This window comes from Sorangium sp. KYC3313 (assembly GCF_052075895.1).
GTDB classification, from domain to species: domain Bacteria; phylum Myxococcota_A; class Polyangia; order Polyangiales; family Polyangiaceae; genus Sorangium; species Sorangium cellulosum_B.
Genome location: NZ_CP197255.1, coordinates 8,111,724 through 8,127,882 on the forward strand (window position 1 = coordinate 8,111,724; position 16,159 = coordinate 8,127,882).

Below are 16,159 nucleotides of genomic sequence, written 5' to 3' on the forward strand. Positions count from 1 at the left end.
GCGCATCTCGCGCGTGAAGCCTCGCCGAAGCCCGGCGATCCGGGCGCGACGGCGGGAGCAGGCGCCGGCGCGCCGACCGGAGGAGGCGCCGGCGGCGGCTCGGCGACCGGAGGAGGCGCCGGCGGCGGCTCGGCGACCGGAGGAGGCGCCGGCGGCGGCTCGGCGACCGGAGGAGGCGCCGGCGGCTCGTCGACGGGAGATCCCGACCCGCCCCACCCGGAGGATCCTGAGAAGTACGTCGCGTTCGAGCCCACCCCCGACAGCTTCCCCATGGCCGCGGAGGGCAAGGCCGCGCCGCTTGTCGTGAGCTCGAGCGATTTCTCGGGCGTCATCCGGGTCGTGAACGATCTCAAGGCCGATATCGGCCGGGTCACCCGGATCGAACCGCAGGTCTCGCTCGACGAGATCCCGGCCACGGACGACGTGGTGATCATCGGGACCCTGGGCAGGAGCCCGCTCGTGGACCAGCTGGTGAGCGCCAACAAGCTCGACGTCACCGGGATCGAGGGCAAGTGGGAGACATCCCTCCTGCAGGTCGTGAGCGACCCGGCGCCGGGCGTTCGCCGCGCGTTCGTGATCGCCGGCAGCGACCAGCGCGGGACGATCTTCGGCGCGTACGACGTCTCGAGGAACATCGGCGTGTCGCCCTGGTACTACTGGGACGACGTCCCGGCGCACAGGCACCCCGCGCTGTACATCCTGCCGGGGCGCTACTCGCAGGGGGAGCCGAAGGTGAGGTACCGCGGCTTCTTCATCAACGACGAGAACCCCGCCCTGGGCACCTGGGCCCGCAACACGTTCGGCCCCGCGCCCAACGCGAGCCACCAGGACGGCTTCGACCACGAGCTCTACGCCAAGGTCTACGAGGTGATGCTCCGCCTCAAGGCGAACTACCTGTGGCCGGCCGTGTGGGGCAGGTCGCTCTTCGACGACGATCCCGAGAACCAGAAGCTGGCCGCCGAGTACGGGATCGTCATGGGGACTTCGCACGAGGCCCCGATGATGCGGGCGCAGGACGAGTGGAACCGCTATGGAAGCGGGCAGTTCAACTTCGACCAGAACACGGAGTTCCTGAAGAAGTACTGGACCGACGGCATCAAGCGGATGGGGAGCTACGAGAGCGTGGTGACCGTCGGGATGCGCGGCAACGGCGACCTCCCCATCGACAACGGCGGCAACATCGATCTGATGCAGCGGATCGTGAAGGCGCAGCGGGAGATCCTGGGCCAGGTCACGGGCAAGGACGTCACCACCATCCCGCAGGTCTGGACGCTCTACAAGGAGGTCCAGGCCTTCTGGGACGACGGCATGCGGGCGCCGGACGACGTGATCATCAACTGGTGCGACGACAACTGGGGCAACATGCGCGAGCTGCCCGATCTGTCCGCGCCGCCGCGGTCCGGCGGGTACGGGCTCTATTACCATTTCGACTATGTGGGCGGCGGCCGGAACTACAAGTGGGTGGACACCAACCTCCTCCCCAACATCTGGGAGCAGCTTCACCTGTCGTACCGCTATGGCGTCGATCGGCTCTGGATGGTGAACGTCGGCGACCTGAAGAACGAGGAGCACCCGCTCGAGTTCTTCCTGGACTACGCGTGGAACCCCGAGCGGTGGCCGATCGAGCGGCTCCCCGTGTGGGAGAGGAAGTGGGCGGCGCAGCAGTTCGGGCCGGAGCACGCGGCCGAGATCGCCGAGGTCCTGACCATGTACTCGAGGCTCCAGTCGCGCCGGAAGCCCGAGCTGCTCAACCGGCTCATCACGGTCAGGGCCGGCGCCAACATCGCCCAGGATCCGAACAACGCCATCGTCTATTCCGACGGCAGCCCGTTCAGCCTGACCAATTACAGCGAGGCGGAGCGGGTCGTCGCGGAGTGGCAGGCGCTCGCGGCCGAGGCGGAGCGCCTCAACCAGGAGCTGCCGGAGGAGTACCGGGACGCCTACTACCAGCTCGTGCTCTATCAGGTGAAGGCCAGCGCCAACCTGTACGAGCTCCGCCTGGCCGGGTTCAAGAACATCCTCTACGCCGCTCAGGGGCGCGCCGCGACCGGCGACATGGCCGCGGCCGCCGAGGCTCGGCTCGCCGACGACAAGGCGATGTCGCGCTACTACAACGAGACGCTGGCCGGCGGGAAGTGGAAGGGCTTCCAGACGCAGCCCAAGATCGGCTACGGCGGGAACTATCCGGACTCGGGCTGGCAGCAGCCGGAGAGGAACAACACCGTCCTGGAGGACTTCATCTGGCCGTCGCTCAAGCAGATCAACGTGCCGAACAGCGCGAGCATGGGCGTGGCCATCGACGGGTCCGACAAGTACTGGCCCGCTGAGCGGACGGCCGCGGTGCTGCCCGAGTTCAGCCCGTTCCAGACCCACCCGGCGCAGTACATCGAGGTCTTCAACCGCGGGCAGCAGGCCTTCGACTACCAGATCGCGGCGTCCGTGCCGTGGGTGAAGATCACGCCGAACAACGGCAAGATCGAGAAGGAGGTGCGCGCCCTCGTGAGCGTCGACTGGAGCGCTGCGCCCGAGGGGACGACGGAGGTGCCCATCACCGTGACAGGCCCGAGCGGCGGCAGCGTGGTCGTGCAAGCCATTGTCAAGAATCCGGCCGTGAACCTCGCAGAGCTCGAAGGGTTCGTGGAGAGCAACGGTTACGTCTCCATCGAGGCGGAGCATTTCACCCGGGCCGTGAGCGCGGATCCGATCTCCTGGCAGCTCATCCCGCACATCGGCCGGACGGAATCGGGCATGACGCCGTTCCCGGTCACCTCGGCGAGGCAGACGCCCGGCGGAGAGAGCCCGCGCCTCGAGTACAAGATGAACCTCTTCACGAGCGGGAAGGTGACGGTCTGGGCCTACCTGTCGCCGAGGAACAACGTGCGGCACTCCGACGGCCTGAAGTACGCCGTGTCGATCGACGACGGGCAGCCGCAGATCGTCAATACCACCACCGCGCTCAACGGCATTCCCATGAACAAGTCCTGGGAGAGGAACACGTCCGACAACGTGAACCTCACGTCGACCACGCACACCATCGCGCAGCCGGGCGAGCACGTGCTGAAGTTCTGGATGGTCGACCCGACCGTGGTGGTGCAGAAGCTCGTGGTGGACACGGGCGGGCTCAAGCCGAGCTACCTGGGACCCCCGGAGAGCTACCGCGCGACGAAGTAGCGAGGCGCGCGCAGCAAGCAGTACAGGCGCCGGGGAGACGCGGCGTATCAACCTGGATCGGGTCGCCGGCATTCTTGCCACACCGAGACACTTCGCGACGTCCGTCCACGGCGCGTCGGGTCCTGCCCGTGTCGCGAGCGCCGAGCCGCAGGCTTGGCATAGGGCTTGCGAGCCTTGCGATCGCCAGCAGAGGCCGACACGATCGAGGCCGCTCAACCCACCATGACCAATCGCTTCGACAGCCTGATCGCGCGCCTGCGCAGCGCATGGAAGCGGACCAAGCAGCCCACCGCCCCGCGCGCCTACCGCTGCCAGTGCGAAAGGCCGGTGTTCTTCCGCAACAGCGAATGCCTGGGCTGCAGGACGCCGCTCGGCTACGAGCCCGAGCGCGCCCAGGTCCTGCCGCTCGAAGCCGGTCCGACCGAGGGCGCCTGGCAGATCTGGCACGACACGGCGGACCCGCCGCGGCGCTACAGGCGCTGCGCCAACTTCGACCTGGCGTCGGGCTGCAACTGGCTGATCCCGGCGGCGGCGGAGGCGCCCGCGCTCTGCGCCGCGTGCCGGCTCAACCGCACCATTCCAGACCTCTCGGTCGCCGAGCACCAGGCGCTGTGGCGCCTGCTCGAGATGGCCAAACGACGGCTCGTGTCGCAGCTCCTGGCGCTGAACCTGCCGGTGAAGTCCAAGATCGGTGAGGATCCGGAGCGCGGCCTCTGCTTCGACTTCCTCGCCTCGCCGCCCGACGGGCCCAGGGTGATGACCGGCCACGCCGACGGCGTGATCACGCTGAACATCGAGGAGGCGGACGACGCCACGCGCGAGCGCACCCGCGCCGCGATGCGCGAGCCCTACCGCACGCTGCTCGGGCATTTCCGGCACGAGGTCGGCCATTACTACTGGGACCGCCTGGTGCGCGACAGCGGGTGGCTGGCGCCGTTCCGGGAGCTGTTCGGCGACGAGCAGCAGGATTACGCCGCCGCGCTGAAGGCCAACTACGAGCAGGGGCCGCCGCCCGACTGGCCCGAGCGCTTCGTCAGCGCCTACGCCAGCATGCACCCGTGGGAAGACTGGGCCGAGACCTGGGCCCATTATCTCCACATGGTCGACACCGTCGATACGGCGCTCAGCTTCGGCATCGACGCCGACGAGGTGGAGCTCGACGTCGAGCCATGGGGCGCGGACGCGCTGTGGCGGCCGGACGACCGAGGGGCCGAGACCTTCCTGGGCTTCTTGAACGCCTGGGTGGAGCTGACGGCCGTGCTCAACGAGATGTCGCGCAGCATGGGCCAGCATGACTTTTACCCGTTCGTGCTGCCGCGCCCCGCCGTGGCGAAGCTGCAGTTCATCCACCTCGTGGTGAACGGGGCCTCGCCGGCGGTGCGCTAGCCGGCGGAGCACTCACGGCGGGGCGCTCGCCCGCGCCTACCGCCCGTACAGGCGCTGGAGCCGCTTCACGAACTCCGGCGTGAACACGCCGTCCACGCGGATCGAGTACCGGAAGAACGGGTCCGGCTCGACCCCGTGGTAATCCATGTCGTTGAACCAGTAGATGGGCGCGCGGACGACCGTGCGCTCCTCCCCTGCCCTGTCGCAGACATAGAAGCGCTTGTCGCCGCGCGGGTCGAACGAGATGGACTGCGCCGCGCCGATCGCGCTCCCCGGCTCGGTGTCCCGGTGCGCGGGCGCGTGATCGTTCGCCTCGAGGCCGAAGATCACGCACCGCCCGATCTCGACGAACGGCAGGCCCCGGATGAACTCGACCGTCCGGGGGAACATCGCCTTGGCCTCCGCCGAGAAGTCCTTGCCTGCGCCCGAGTGCTTGTCTTCCCAGCGATCGTTCTCGAGCAGATGATAGCAGACCTTCCAGGGGAAATAGACGCCGTAGCGGTATTTCAGGTACAGCATCTGCGCCCGCGTGAGCGGGTGATCCGTCTCGTCCCCGAACGTGTACTCGCGCCGCCGGTCGGGATCGAAGGCGGACGGGTCGTCGCCGAGCGCGATGAAGTCGCAGAACTCGTCGCGCGAGAAGCCCCCGATGACCTGCCCGTAATCCACGTACGGGTCGTCGTGCACCCAGGGCGCGACCACGCCCATCCATTTCAGGCTGCCGCCGGTGTACGAGGGCTCGACCCGGCAGAGGCCGCGCACGATCTCGCGATCGAGCTCGGGGAAGCACGCCGCGTCGATCAGCGGCGACAGGTCGATGTACGGGCGGCCCCACAGGCCGCAGAGCTTGCTCATGCCGTCCTCGCTCCGAGCGGTACCCGCGCGCGACCATGCCGTCAAACGTGCGGGCGCCGTCCTCCACCAGGGCGCAGGTCGACGGGGCGTAGCCCGGCGCGAACGCCGCCGGGTGGAAGTACCTGCCGCCGATCACGAGCGTCCGGTCGGGCGCACGCGTGACCCAGCCGGCGGGCGGGCCGCGCTCGCGAACAGGTTGCCGAACCACCGCCGCGGTCCGCCGCCGAACGGCATGGACGCGCAGCGCGGGCGGGAAGCCGCGCTCGGGACCGAACGCCTCGGGGGCCTGCCAGAAGGATGGGCCGTGGCGCAGGCACCGAATTCGACTCCCGCCCGAATTGTTCAATCCACCGACATGCGCGTGACGTCTCGCATCGAGGCATAGGCGAGTATGCCTATACATCGAGTCAGCCGGCTTGGGTACGACGTCGTGGCAGTCACCTGCATCGGGCGAACGCGGCTTCTTCGATGCATGGTTGAATTGTCAATACAAGGAAATAAGTGGCTTTCGCCGCTTGAAACCTCGGCGCCAAGCGGACACTGGAGAAATAAAATGAGGTCGATACGTTCCTACGTTGCTACGAAACTGAGCGTTCTCGGTCTCCTGAGCATCGGCATCTGGGCCTGTGGTGAGGCCGATGACGGTGGTACGTCCTCGACCGGCGGAGGCGCCCCTGACGGGACCACCACCAGCAGCGCGGAGGCCACGGGCACGGGCGGTACGGCCACGAGCGGCGCCGGAGGCGCGGCAGCCGGCAGCACCTCGAGCAGCAGCAGCAGCAGCAGCAGCAGCAGTGCGAGCACCGCGGAGGCCAGCAGCTCGGCCAGCGGCGGAGAGACGGTCGGCACGGGCGGGGACCCGGCCGAGTGCGTCAAGGGCCAGACCAAGGGGAATCAAGTCGCGGTCATCGGCGAATCGTTCATCGCCGCGACGCACGGCATCACGCAGCAGATCGAGAAGCAGGCCAAGGCGAACGGCTCCCTCCCCCAGAACGACCGCTACATCGACAACTCGGTCAGCGGCACGACGCTGGCCAACGATCAGATCCCCAGCCAGTACCGCAAAGCCGCGGAGAACGGCATGATCAAGTACGTGCTGATGGATGGCGGCGGGAACGACTGCTTGCTGAGAGGGGACGGCGACGGGGCCCTCGCGGCGGCGAAGTCGCTGTTCGAGACCATGGAGAAGGACAACGTCGAAAAGGTGGTCTATTTCTTCTATCCAGACCCCATCGGAAACAACTTCTCGTCGCTCAAGAGCTGCCTCGACACGCTCCGGCCGAAGATGAAGGAGCTGTGCGACGGGCTCACGTCGCCGAAGTGCTACTGGCTGGACCTTCGTCCGACCTGGAACGGACACAACGACTATACGCAAGACGGAATCCACCCCACCTCTGCCGGTAGCATCGCCACCGGAGATGCAGTCTGGGAAGTGATGAAGGAGAACTGCGTCGCCCAGTAACGAGAGATCGGTCCACGGGCGACCCCACCGGCCGCAGCGCTCGCTCATGCCGTCCCCGCGCGGAGCGCCGAGAGGTACCTGCGCGCGACCAGGCCGTCGAAGGCGTGGACGCCGTCTTCCACCATGGCGTAGGTCGACGGCGTGTAGCCGGGCGCGCGGATCCCGCGCTGCTGCCGCTCGCAGATGGCGCGGTCTTCCCGGTTCACCGCGTCCCAGAAGGTGAACACGTCGCCCGGATCGAAGCCTTTCGTGAACGCCGCGGGGTGGAAGTACGTGTCGGCGATCACGAGCGTCCGGTCGGGCGCGCGCGGGGCGAGCCGGTACGTGAGCAGGTAGTCGGGCTGGAGGCTCGTGAGCAGGCCCGGGAAGAGCATGGCGTCGCGCACGCGCCGCCGCTCCGCCTCGGGCACGATGAGCGGCCGCGCGCCGGGCGCCGCGCTCGTCGAGACGGTGTCGGCGCCCGGCGCGAGGTCCATGACGCCGCCGAGCCACGGGCCCCCCCGGCCCCAGGACACGGCGTCGTCGCACGGGGTCAGCCGCTCCAGCGCGGGGTGCACGCGCGGGAAATGGTGAGACTCCTGGAAGTTCTCCGCGCAGAGCTTCCAGTTCGCGGCGACCTCGTACTCCACCCGCCTGCCCCGCCGGAGCGAGCGCAGCCCGGGGCGCGAGAGCCAGGGCGGCGCCTCGCCGATCGCGCTCTCGAGCGGCGGCGCGCCGGGATCGAGCGTCACGAAGAGGAAGCCGAAGAGGGCGCCGGCGCGCGCCGGGAGGAGCCCGTGCGCGCCGCGGTCGAAGCCAGGCGGCGCGTGGGGCGCGGCGCGCAGCGCGCCGGAGAGCTCGTAGGTCCAGCCGTGGTACGGGCACTCGAGGTGCGCGAGGCGGCCGCACGGGCCGTCGAGCAGCGTCGCCGCCCGGTGGCGGCAGACGTTGTGGAACGCGCGGATCTCCAGATCGGCGCCGCGGAGGACGACGACGCCCGCCGGCGTGAGGGGGGCGAGCAGCCACTCTCCTGGGCGGGCGATCTCGTCCTCGCGGCCGACGCAGAGCCAGGAGCGCCCGAAGATCTCGGCCTGCTCGAAGGCAAAGACGTCCTCGTCCCAGTACGCGCGCGCGGGCAGCGGCCGGGCGCTGGGGAGCGGCGCCAGCACCGCGTCGAGATCGGCGGGGGTGAGAGGGAGCTCCGGCAAGGCGGGCGATGCTACCAGAACGAGGGCGCGGATCGCGCCGCCCGGGAGTGGCTCAGGGGGCCGGCTGCGGATCAGCACCCGAGGATGCTGGCGTTGCCGCACGAGTAATAACACTCGTCGCAGTTCACGCATGTATCGTAGTCGAGATAGAGCCGCGCTCCGTCCGGATGTCTGTCCATGCACGCGGTGAAGCAGGCGTCGTCCCCGTCCTTGCAGGTCACGGCGCATCGAGCGAACAGGATGCAGTCGTCGTCGAGGATGCACGCATCGAGCTCATCGGCGCAGCTCCCCTGGGCCGCGCATCCGACGCACCCGCTCGTGTCGCTGCCGCACTCGTCGAGGTCGTCGCAGGTCAGGGTGGCGTTGCAATCGGCGAGGTCCGTGCCCTCCTCGCAGAGGCCGGTGCCCTCGGGCTCGTCGCAGACGCCGTTGTTCTTGGAAGCGCACGGCGCGCCTGCCGCGCAGTCCGCGACGTCCGTGCCCTCCTCGCAAAGGCCGGTGCCCTCGGGCTCGTCGCAGACGCCGTCCAGCACGCGGTCGCACGGCGCGAGCTTGCAGTCGTCGACGTCCGTGCCCGCCGGACACCGGCCCGTGCCCTCGGGCTCGTCGCAGGTGCCGTCGCCGGTCGAGGGACAGGAAGAGAGGCAGTCGGCGGCATCGGTCCCGGCCGGGCATTTGCCGGTGCCCTGGGGCTCGTCGCAGATGCCATCACCCGCGCTGGGACATTGGCCCGTGGGTTCGAGACAGCCCAGGAGGGCCGCCGCAAGGACGTCGCAGACCTCCGCCAGGTGATGACCGTCCACGCACCGGCCCTCCAGCCGGACACAGTCGATGTACGCCGCGTGCTCGTCCTGGCAGCGCTCCTCGGCTCGCTTGGCGCTGGCCTCCTCGTCGGCCTCGCACAGGCCCTTTTTGTCGCCAGAGCAGTCCTCGCAGGCGCAGCGGGCCTCGCAGACCGTCCCGTAGACCGGCTGCTCGGTCTTGCCATCATCGCTCCCCGAGCTGGCGCAGGCCGCGAATAGACCGGCGATCGCTGCTGTGATCATCACGTGTCGGACACGCATGGGGTCTCCTCATCCTCTGGCTGAAATGAGAGGTCGTCCGCGGACGCGCAGGGCCCCGACGCGACGCGGCAAGGGCAAGACGACATGGCTGGCGCTGGAAGCACCAGGGCACCCTTCACCTGCGCACACGGCGCCCGACCGCCTTTCGTTTCGTCTGTGACTGGAAAATTCAACTCAAAGAAAACGGCTACCTATACCAGCTCCGACGGCTGCCGGTCAATCGTCGCGAGGCGGCGCTTGAGTCGACAGCGGGCGGGGGCAGCGGCCGCCGCTGCGCTCGTGGCGACAGGGGCGGAATGGCCAGAACTTCACGGAACTCGGGAGGTGCGCTCGATGCGCTCGGGCTTGCCAGCGAGCTGAGGAGCGGACGCCCGAAACCTCACGGACATCGTGAGGTGCGCTCCGGCTCGGGAAGGTGCTGAGGAGAAGAGAGACGCGCAGGTCGGCAAGGACGGCTCGCCGGACGGGTGGAACGGGTGAAAACGAGTGGAGAAGAGAGCGTCGCGACCTCCAAAACGCGCTCCACGAACGTTGAGCGGACGCGACAATCGCGCGCGCTCGGCCGTCGAAAAGCTGCTTCGCTCGTCGCTGGCCCCGGGGCGCGGATGAGCGTGGACGAGGTAGGATGCGGACTGCGCGGGCGCCCTCCGCCCGAAAGCGCCGTGAAGGAGTAAAGAGGCGTTGGCATCCGCGCCGTTTCGACAGAAGATGCGTGCGCGCGTATCGCGCTGCGGCTCCTTGCCTCCGACGGCCGGCGCCGCGTCACTGGACCCCTACCGGCTGGAGAGCAGCGGATGAAGATGCGATCTTTGGTGTGTCTCTTCGTTCTTGGACTGATGACGACGACGGCGTGCGGCGACGACGACTCGACGATCATCGGGACTGGGGGCGGCGGGGGTGCGGGCGGCGGCACCGGCGGTGAAGGCGCCACCTCGGCCAGCAGCACGACAGGAAACGGCGGCAGCGATGCCGGCACCGGCGGCACCGGCGGCGGCACCGGCGGCGGTGACACGGGCGGCGGCGGCGGCACCGGCGGCACCGGCGGCGCCGGCGGCACCGGCGGCGCCGGCGGCACCGGCGGCGGTGACACGGGCGGCGGCGGTGCGGGCGGCGCCGGCGGCACCGGCGGCGGCGACACGGGCGGCGGCGGCGCGGGCGGCGGCACCACCTCGAGCTCGGCCTCATCGAGCAGCGCCTCCTCGACCTCGGCCGCTGCCACCACCGGCGCTGGCGGCGACGGCGGCGGTAGCGTCTCCTCGACCTCGGCCGCTGCCACCACGGGCGCTGGCGGCGACGGCGGCGGCAGCGTCTCCTCGACCTCGGCCGTTGCCACCACGGGCGCCGGCGGCGACGGCGGCGGCAGCGTCACCTCCACGACCTCGGTCACCACGGGCGCTGGCGGCGACGGCGGCGGCAGCGTCACCTCCACGACCTCGGTCACCACGACCGCGGCCACCACGGGCGCTGGCGGCGACGGCGGCGGCAGCGTCACCTCCACGACGTCGATCACCACCACCAGCGCCGGCGGCGGCGAGCTCGGTGGCCCAGGCGCTGCCTGCGCCAGCGATGCGATGTGCGCGAGCGGCTTCTGCCTCGTGGAGAGCGAGTCTGGCTTGCCTTCCGGCTACTGTACCGCCGGCTGTGGGTCGGACGACGACTGTGGCGACGGCATCTGCATCCCGGTGGACGACACACTCTCCATCTGCATGGCCGCGTGTGCGACGTCGGCCGACTGCCGCGACGGCTATAGGTGCGACGACGGCTTCTGCTGGCTTGGCTGCACCAGCGACGATCAGTGCACGGAGGTGGGCTCGTGCCACGAGGCGTCCGGCGGCTGCTTCCTTCCGGACGGCAGCCCTTGCGAGACGGACGCCGAGTGCGGTGGCTTCCTCTGCATCACCGAGGCCGTGGACGGCTATCCGGGCGGCTTCTGCACGGGTCTCTGCGAGGATGACAGCGACTGCGACGGCGGCATCTGCAGCGCCTCAGGCTACTGCCTCATCGAGTGCGCCACGTCCGCGGACTGCCGCGACGGCTATGGGTGCACGGCGGGGCTCTGCGCTCCGGCCTGCACCAGCGACGCTCAGTGCACGGGCGACGGTGCAACCTGCCTTGTGGACCTGGGTCACTGCGTCCCGCCGCCCGGCGAAGGCGCCGACGGTGTCTCTTGCACGGCGGACGGCGACTGCGCCGGCCTCTTCTGCGTCCCCGAGGAGTGGGGCTGGCCCGGCGGCTACTGCTCGGGCTACTGTGACGCATCGAATCCCTGCGCCGGCGGCGGGGTCTGCGCATCGGACGACACCTGCAACAGCGCGTGCGCGACGACGGACGACTGCCGCAGCGGCTATACGTGCACGCCGGAGGGCTGCGTCCCGGCGCCGGCCGAGGGCGCCGACGGCGACCCTTGCACCGCCGACAGCCAGTGCATCGGCGGTCTCTGCTACACCCCCTGGCCCGGCGGCTCCTGCACGGGCTTCTGCGATACGGACGGCGACTGCGCCGAGGGCGGCGTCTGCGCATCGGACAGCACCTGCAACCACGCGTGCGCGACGGATGGCGACTGCCGCAGCGGCTATGTGTGCGAGGCGCAGGAGGGCTGCGTCCCGGAATGATGACCCGATGACGGGCAGGCTCGCAGGCGGGTCCGTACGACCTGACGACGGACCCCTGCGGCGCCCCTGAAGCGATGAACCTCCGCGTCGCCATGAGGCGACGACGAGGCCTCTCCCACGAAGCGCGGCGCGGCTGCTCCACCACTCCCGGCGCGGCCGCCGCGCGCGCCCCCTCCCCGCTCCACCAGCTCTCCACGAGGCGCCGCTCGGCGCTCAGCCCTGCCCGCGCGAGCGGCGGCGGCGCAGGCCCGCGAGCGCGACCAGCGCGAGCGCTGCCGCTGCCCCGGGGCCCTGGCCGGCGGCGGTCCGGCAGCCGCAGCCGTCGGCGCTGTCGGGCGCGACCCCGCCCGAGCTGGCCGCGGCCTCGGCGCTGCCCGTCGCCGCCGCGCTCCCGCTCGATCCGGCCGTGGCGCCCCTTCCCCCCTCGCCTGCGCTCCCGCCGTCGCCCGCCGCTGCCGCGCTCCCGCTCGATCCGGCCGTGGCGCCCCTTCCCCCCTCGCCTGCGCTCCCGCCGTCGCCCGCCGCCGCCGCGCTCCCGCTCGATCCGGCCGCGGCGCCACCCCCGGTGGCGCCGCCTCCGGCGCCGGTGGCGTTCCCTTCCTCTGCAGCCGCGCCCCCGGCGCTGCTCGCCGACGACGCGGTCGACGAGCCCTCCTCGCGGACGAGCGCGAGGTACGCCTCGGCGAAGCGCTCGCCGAGGAGCTGGTACGCGGCGGAGTCGAAGTGATACGCGTCGTCGGGCGCTCGCGCGGTGAAGTCGTCCGTGTCGACCCACGCGACCCGCGGGTCCTCCTCGGCCACGGTCACCTGCGCCGCGCGCACGGCGTCGATGTTCGCCTCCCTTCCGGCGGCGATGGGCCCGCCGTTCGCGGGGTAGAGGTTGTCGCTGACCCTGCCGAGCACGACCGGGAGCCCGGGGACGCCGAGGTCCGCGCGGATCGCCGCGATGAAGCCGCGCAGCGTGTCGCCGTAGGAGAACGCGGCCGACCACCCCGCCTCGTTCTCGCCTTGCATCCAGACGAGCGCGGCGATCTCGTACGCGTACCCCTCCGACTCGAGCCGCGCCAGGGCACCGTCGAGCCGCGTCACCTCCTCGGGATAGCGGAGGGCGCGGTCGCCCTCGTACGTCGCGGAGTCCAGATTGCCGAGGAGCGCGTGGTAGAGCTGCGACTTGTAGAGCACCTCGGGATCCGGCGCGAGCCCGCGCCCCCAGTGTTCGACGAGGTTGGTGCCCCCCTGCGCCATCTTCACGATCGCGATCCGGTGCTCCGGGTACGCCGCGGCGATCGCGCGGCCGAACGTGATCTCGGGCCCGTAGCGGCGGGCTTCGCCCTTCGGCTCAAGCGGCCCCCAGTCGGCGCTCGTCGCCGCGGCGTACGGCCCTCCCTCACGCGCGTCGGGGTTGTAGTGGTCGTACCAGACGTCCGGCTGGCTCTGGAGCTCGACCGGGAGCTGGCGGCCCACGCCGTAGCCGACCATGTTCGACTGGCCGGCGAGGACGAACACCTTCACCGGCTGCGCGAGCGCGGGAGCGGAGAGGGACAGCACGAAAGCCGCCAGGGCGATGCAAGACCGCTGCATGGCGCTGTGTATCCCCCGCGCGCGGTGGAAGGTCAACGCGGCGGGATCGCGATCGACCGGAGGGAGCGCGCGGCGCCTCGGCGCCGCGCCGATCGAGGAGAGCGCGCGGAGAGACCACGACGCACGAGGGTGGGAGCCTCGTTTGCCAGGCGCTCGCCTTGCGTCCTCAGGGCACCTATGGGGCGTTTGTGCGCCTGACAGACGCGCGGTACCGCCGAGCTCGCCTCGCGATCACGTCGTTTCGGGCGTCGACTGGTAGGCCGCGCTCGACGCCGCGTAGACCCCGTTGGTCGCATACGAGTAGCGGTGCGGCCGGACGTGGTGCTCCGCGTGGCGCGCGCACCAGAGCGCTGCGCCGCCCGTCTCTTGCCGGTGCTTCACGCACTCCGGGCAGGGCGGCTCGATCTCGGGGACCCGGCCGGCGGTCGCGTGATCCTTCGGCCGGACGATCCACACCGGGCAGCGCGCGAGCCGGGAGACGCGCTCGGCGACCGAGCCGAGGAGCAGCCGCTCGAGCCCGCGGTAGCCGTGCGAGCCGACGACCACGAGGTCGGCGTCCAGGTCGGCGGCGAGCTGGGCGATGTTCTCGGCCGCATCCCCGCGGCGGAAGTGGACGACGACGCGCTTCAGCCGCCCCCCGTCGAGCTTGTCGCCCATGGCGCTCACGCGCTCGCTCGCGCGCTGCTGGAGCAGCTGGAGCGCCACGTCGGGTTTGGTGGCCGCCATGGGCGCCCGCGCGAGCCCGATGCCGACCCAGCTCTCGGGCTCGACGTAGACCCCGTGCACCTCGGCGTTCTCGCGACAGCAAGCGGACTCGAGCGCCTGATCAAGCGCACGGTTGCTCGGCTCCGAGAAGTCGATCCCGACCACGACGATGAACCGATTCGTTGCGTTTGCGCTCGACATGACAGCCTCCTCACCCTCCATGCGAGGCCCCGACCAGCGGTCGCCTCGCTTTACCCATCTGCTCATCTACCCGTCTGTCGAACACTTTATTTTGCACGCCGCATGCCAGGCGTTCCGGGGGCCGGAGAGGAGGGGTTCGCGCGCGCTGGCTCCCTCGCGCGAGCGGGGCTCTTCCCGCGAGCTGGACGCTTCGCGCGAGCCGAGAGCGAGCTCCTCTCGCCGCGAGCGCTGTGGGCGGGCGCCTTGCGAGGCAGCCCGCGGCCGTTTGCGCCGCGGCGCAAACGGCGCGCGGAGGCGCAGACGTGACCGCGGCGTACCAGGGCCGCCGCCGCACGCCGGCGATCTCGCGTGCGTGGCACGAACGGTGCTCATCCCACAGCGCACCTCGAGCGAAGGACGCAGAGGCGAACGGGAGACGACGATGACAACCCTTGGACCTACCGGCGGAGAGCACCAGCTCCGGCACCACACGATCCGCAGCGCGCACATCGTTGGAGACGACGGCGAGGAATCGGTCGTGGCGACGGTCTACTGTCCGTTGCGGGAGCGCTCGATGACGGCGCGAGAGTGCGAGTCGTGCCATCGCTTCCATGCGCTGCACTTCGACAAGAGCTCGCGCACGACGTCGGTCGTCTGCCATGCCAGCCACGCGGCGCCGGGCACGGAGGAAGCGGATCCGCTGCGCAGCGCGGGCATCGACGTGGCCGTGAATCCGGAGGCGCCGCTCGCCGAGATCATGACCCAAAACGTCATCTGCATCCGATCGGAGGTCTCCCTCGACGACATCACGGCCCTGCTCGTCCGCCACGAGATCAGCGGGATGCCGGTCGTGGACGCGGCGGGCAGGCCGGTCGGCATGGTGTCGCGGGCCGACGTGCTCCGCGCGGCAGAGGAGCGCGGCGACACCGAGGAGTCGCGGCGGGTGGCCTCGCGGTCGGGCGAGGTCGCGCCGCTCGAGATGCGTCAGGGCTTCCATGTCTACGAGCCCGTCAGGGTCACCGCGCGCGACGTGATGACGCCCGTCGTGGTGCAGCTGCACGAGAGCGCCAGCATCCGGCAGGCCGCGTCGCTCATGGCCTACGAGGGCGTGCACCGGCTGCCGGTCATCTCGGACGACGGCAAGGTCGTCGGCATCGTGTCGTCGCTCGACGTGCTGCGGTGGTTCGGGCGGTGCTGCGGGTACCTGATCCCGCCGGCGCGCAAGCGGGCCTGAGGAGATGGCTCGCCGATGAAGCGTACGCGCCGCACGCCCGCTGCGTGTCGTAGCGCGAACGCCGATCCCGGCGGTCCGCATCTTGCAAACCCGCCTCGTGGCCCATCGTGGCAAACCGAGCTTGATCGAAGGGCGCCGGTTCGATCAGCTCGAATGGATCATCGCGGACGCCCAGCGCCAGGGGAGGCCCCATGAGCTCTTCGACCATTCGCATCCAGGACTGCATGACCCGGAGCCCTCACTCCATCGGCGCCGATCAGAAGGTCGGCCTCGCCCGCGCGCTCATGCGCGGACATCGCATCCGGCACCTGCCGGTGCTGAGCGGCGGCCGGCTGGTCGGCATCCTCTCCGAGCGGGACATCTACTGGATAGAGACGCTCAAGGAGCAAGAGGGGGATGAGCTCGTCGTCAGCGAGGCCATGTCGCCGTGCCCCTACGCCGTCGCGCCGAGCGCGCCGCTCTCCGAGGTGGTCCGCGAGATGGCCGAGCACAAGTACGGATCGGCGGTGGTGCTGAACGGCGCACAGGTCGTCGGCGTCTTCACGACGACCGACGCGCTCGCCGTGCTGGCCGCCGTGCTCACCGAGAAAGAGATGTCCTGACGGCGAACCGGTCGAGCTGGGCGCGCGCTGCCTGCCCGCGCGCGGTGACCCCCCATCGCGGCGTGGAGCCGCAGACCCGGATCGCGGAGCGCCGCGGGCACGAGCCTCGTGCCGCGCCCC

Annotated in this window: 11 protein-coding genes; 6 read left to right on the forward strand and 5 right to left on the reverse strand. The window is 70.6% G+C overall.

The features are described from left to right. The first annotated feature begins 270 nt into the window (after positions 1 to 270). Both ACSRUE_RS31270 and ACSRUE_RS31275 read left to right on the forward strand, forming a co-directional pair. Positions 271 to 3,171, forward strand: coding sequence for a glycosyl hydrolase 115 family protein (locus tag ACSRUE_RS31270; RefSeq protein WP_441293150.1), 2,901 nt, complete (start codon positions 271 to 273; stop codon positions 3,169 to 3,171). 222 nt (positions 3,172 to 3,393) lie between these two features. Then, on the forward strand, positions 3,394 to 4,557 hold the full coding sequence (locus tag ACSRUE_RS31275; protein WP_441286782.1) for a zinc-binding metallopeptidase family protein: 1,164 nt from the start codon (positions 3,394 to 3,396) through the stop codon (positions 4,555 to 4,557). A gap of 36 nt (positions 4,558 to 4,593) precedes the next feature. Here the strand turns inward: ACSRUE_RS31275 and ACSRUE_RS31280 are convergent, their stop codons facing one another. Beyond that, complete coding sequence (locus tag ACSRUE_RS31280) at positions 4,594 to 5,412, reverse strand: hypothetical protein (protein WP_441286783.1); 819 nt, start codon at positions 5,410 to 5,412, stop codon at positions 4,594 to 4,596. A 553-nt stretch (positions 5,413 to 5,965) separates the two neighbouring features. Between ACSRUE_RS31280 and ACSRUE_RS31285 the strand changes: the two genes are divergently transcribed. Further along, a complete protein-coding gene (locus ACSRUE_RS31285) occupies positions 5,966 to 6,874 on the forward strand; it encodes an SGNH/GDSL hydrolase family protein (RefSeq protein ID WP_441286784.1) in 909 nt (302 codons plus the stop codon). Between the two features lie 44 nt (positions 6,875 to 6,918). Here the strand turns inward: ACSRUE_RS31285 and ACSRUE_RS31290 are convergent, their stop codons facing one another. Both ACSRUE_RS31290 and ACSRUE_RS31295 read right to left on the reverse strand, forming a co-directional pair. Continuing rightward, a complete protein-coding gene (locus tag ACSRUE_RS31290) occupies positions 6,919 to 8,061 on the reverse strand; it encodes an aromatic ring-hydroxylating oxygenase subunit alpha (RefSeq protein WP_441286785.1) in 1,143 nt (380 codons plus the stop codon). 71 nt (positions 8,062 to 8,132) lie between these two features. Next, positions 8,133 to 9,125 carry a latent transforming growth factor beta-binding protein gene (locus ACSRUE_RS31295; protein WP_441286786.1) on the reverse strand — a complete coding sequence of 331 codons (993 nt, stop codon included), beginning with the start codon at positions 9,123 to 9,125 and terminating at the stop codon, positions 8,133 to 8,135. 800 nt (positions 9,126 to 9,925) lie between these two features. Here ACSRUE_RS31295 and ACSRUE_RS31300 point away from each other — a divergent pair. Then, on the forward strand, positions 9,926 to 11,737 hold the full coding sequence (locus tag ACSRUE_RS31300) for a hypothetical protein (RefSeq protein ID WP_441286787.1): 1,812 nt from the start codon (positions 9,926 to 9,928) through the stop codon (positions 11,735 to 11,737). A gap of 213 nt (positions 11,738 to 11,950) precedes the next feature. Here the strand turns inward: ACSRUE_RS31300 and ACSRUE_RS31305 are convergent, their stop codons facing one another. Further along, entirely contained in the window at positions 11,951 to 13,318 is a 1,368-nt protein-coding gene (locus tag ACSRUE_RS31305) for a sialate O-acetylesterase (RefSeq protein WP_441286788.1), read from the reverse strand. 231 nt (positions 13,319 to 13,549) lie between these two features. After that, the gene (locus ACSRUE_RS31310; RefSeq protein WP_441286789.1) at positions 13,550 to 14,224 is read right to left on the reverse strand and encodes a universal stress protein; all 675 of its coding nucleotides are present in this window, start codon (positions 14,222 to 14,224) and stop codon (positions 13,550 to 13,552) included. Positions 14,225 to 14,645: 421 nt separating this feature from the next. Between ACSRUE_RS31310 and ACSRUE_RS31315 the strand changes: the two genes are divergently transcribed. Together ACSRUE_RS31315 and ACSRUE_RS31320 are read left to right on the forward strand one after the other, a co-directional pair. Continuing rightward, positions 14,646 to 15,437: a CBS domain-containing protein gene (locus tag ACSRUE_RS31315; protein ID WP_441286790.1), complete on the forward strand. Its 792-nt coding sequence runs from the start codon at positions 14,646 to 14,648 to the stop codon at positions 15,435 to 15,437. A 191-nt stretch (positions 15,438 to 15,628) separates the two neighbouring features. Continuing rightward, positions 15,629 to 16,039: a CBS domain-containing protein gene (locus ACSRUE_RS31320; protein ID WP_437767906.1), complete on the forward strand. Its 411-nt coding sequence runs from the start codon at positions 15,629 to 15,631 to the stop codon at positions 16,037 to 16,039. Positions 16,040 to 16,159: the final 120 nt, after the last annotated feature.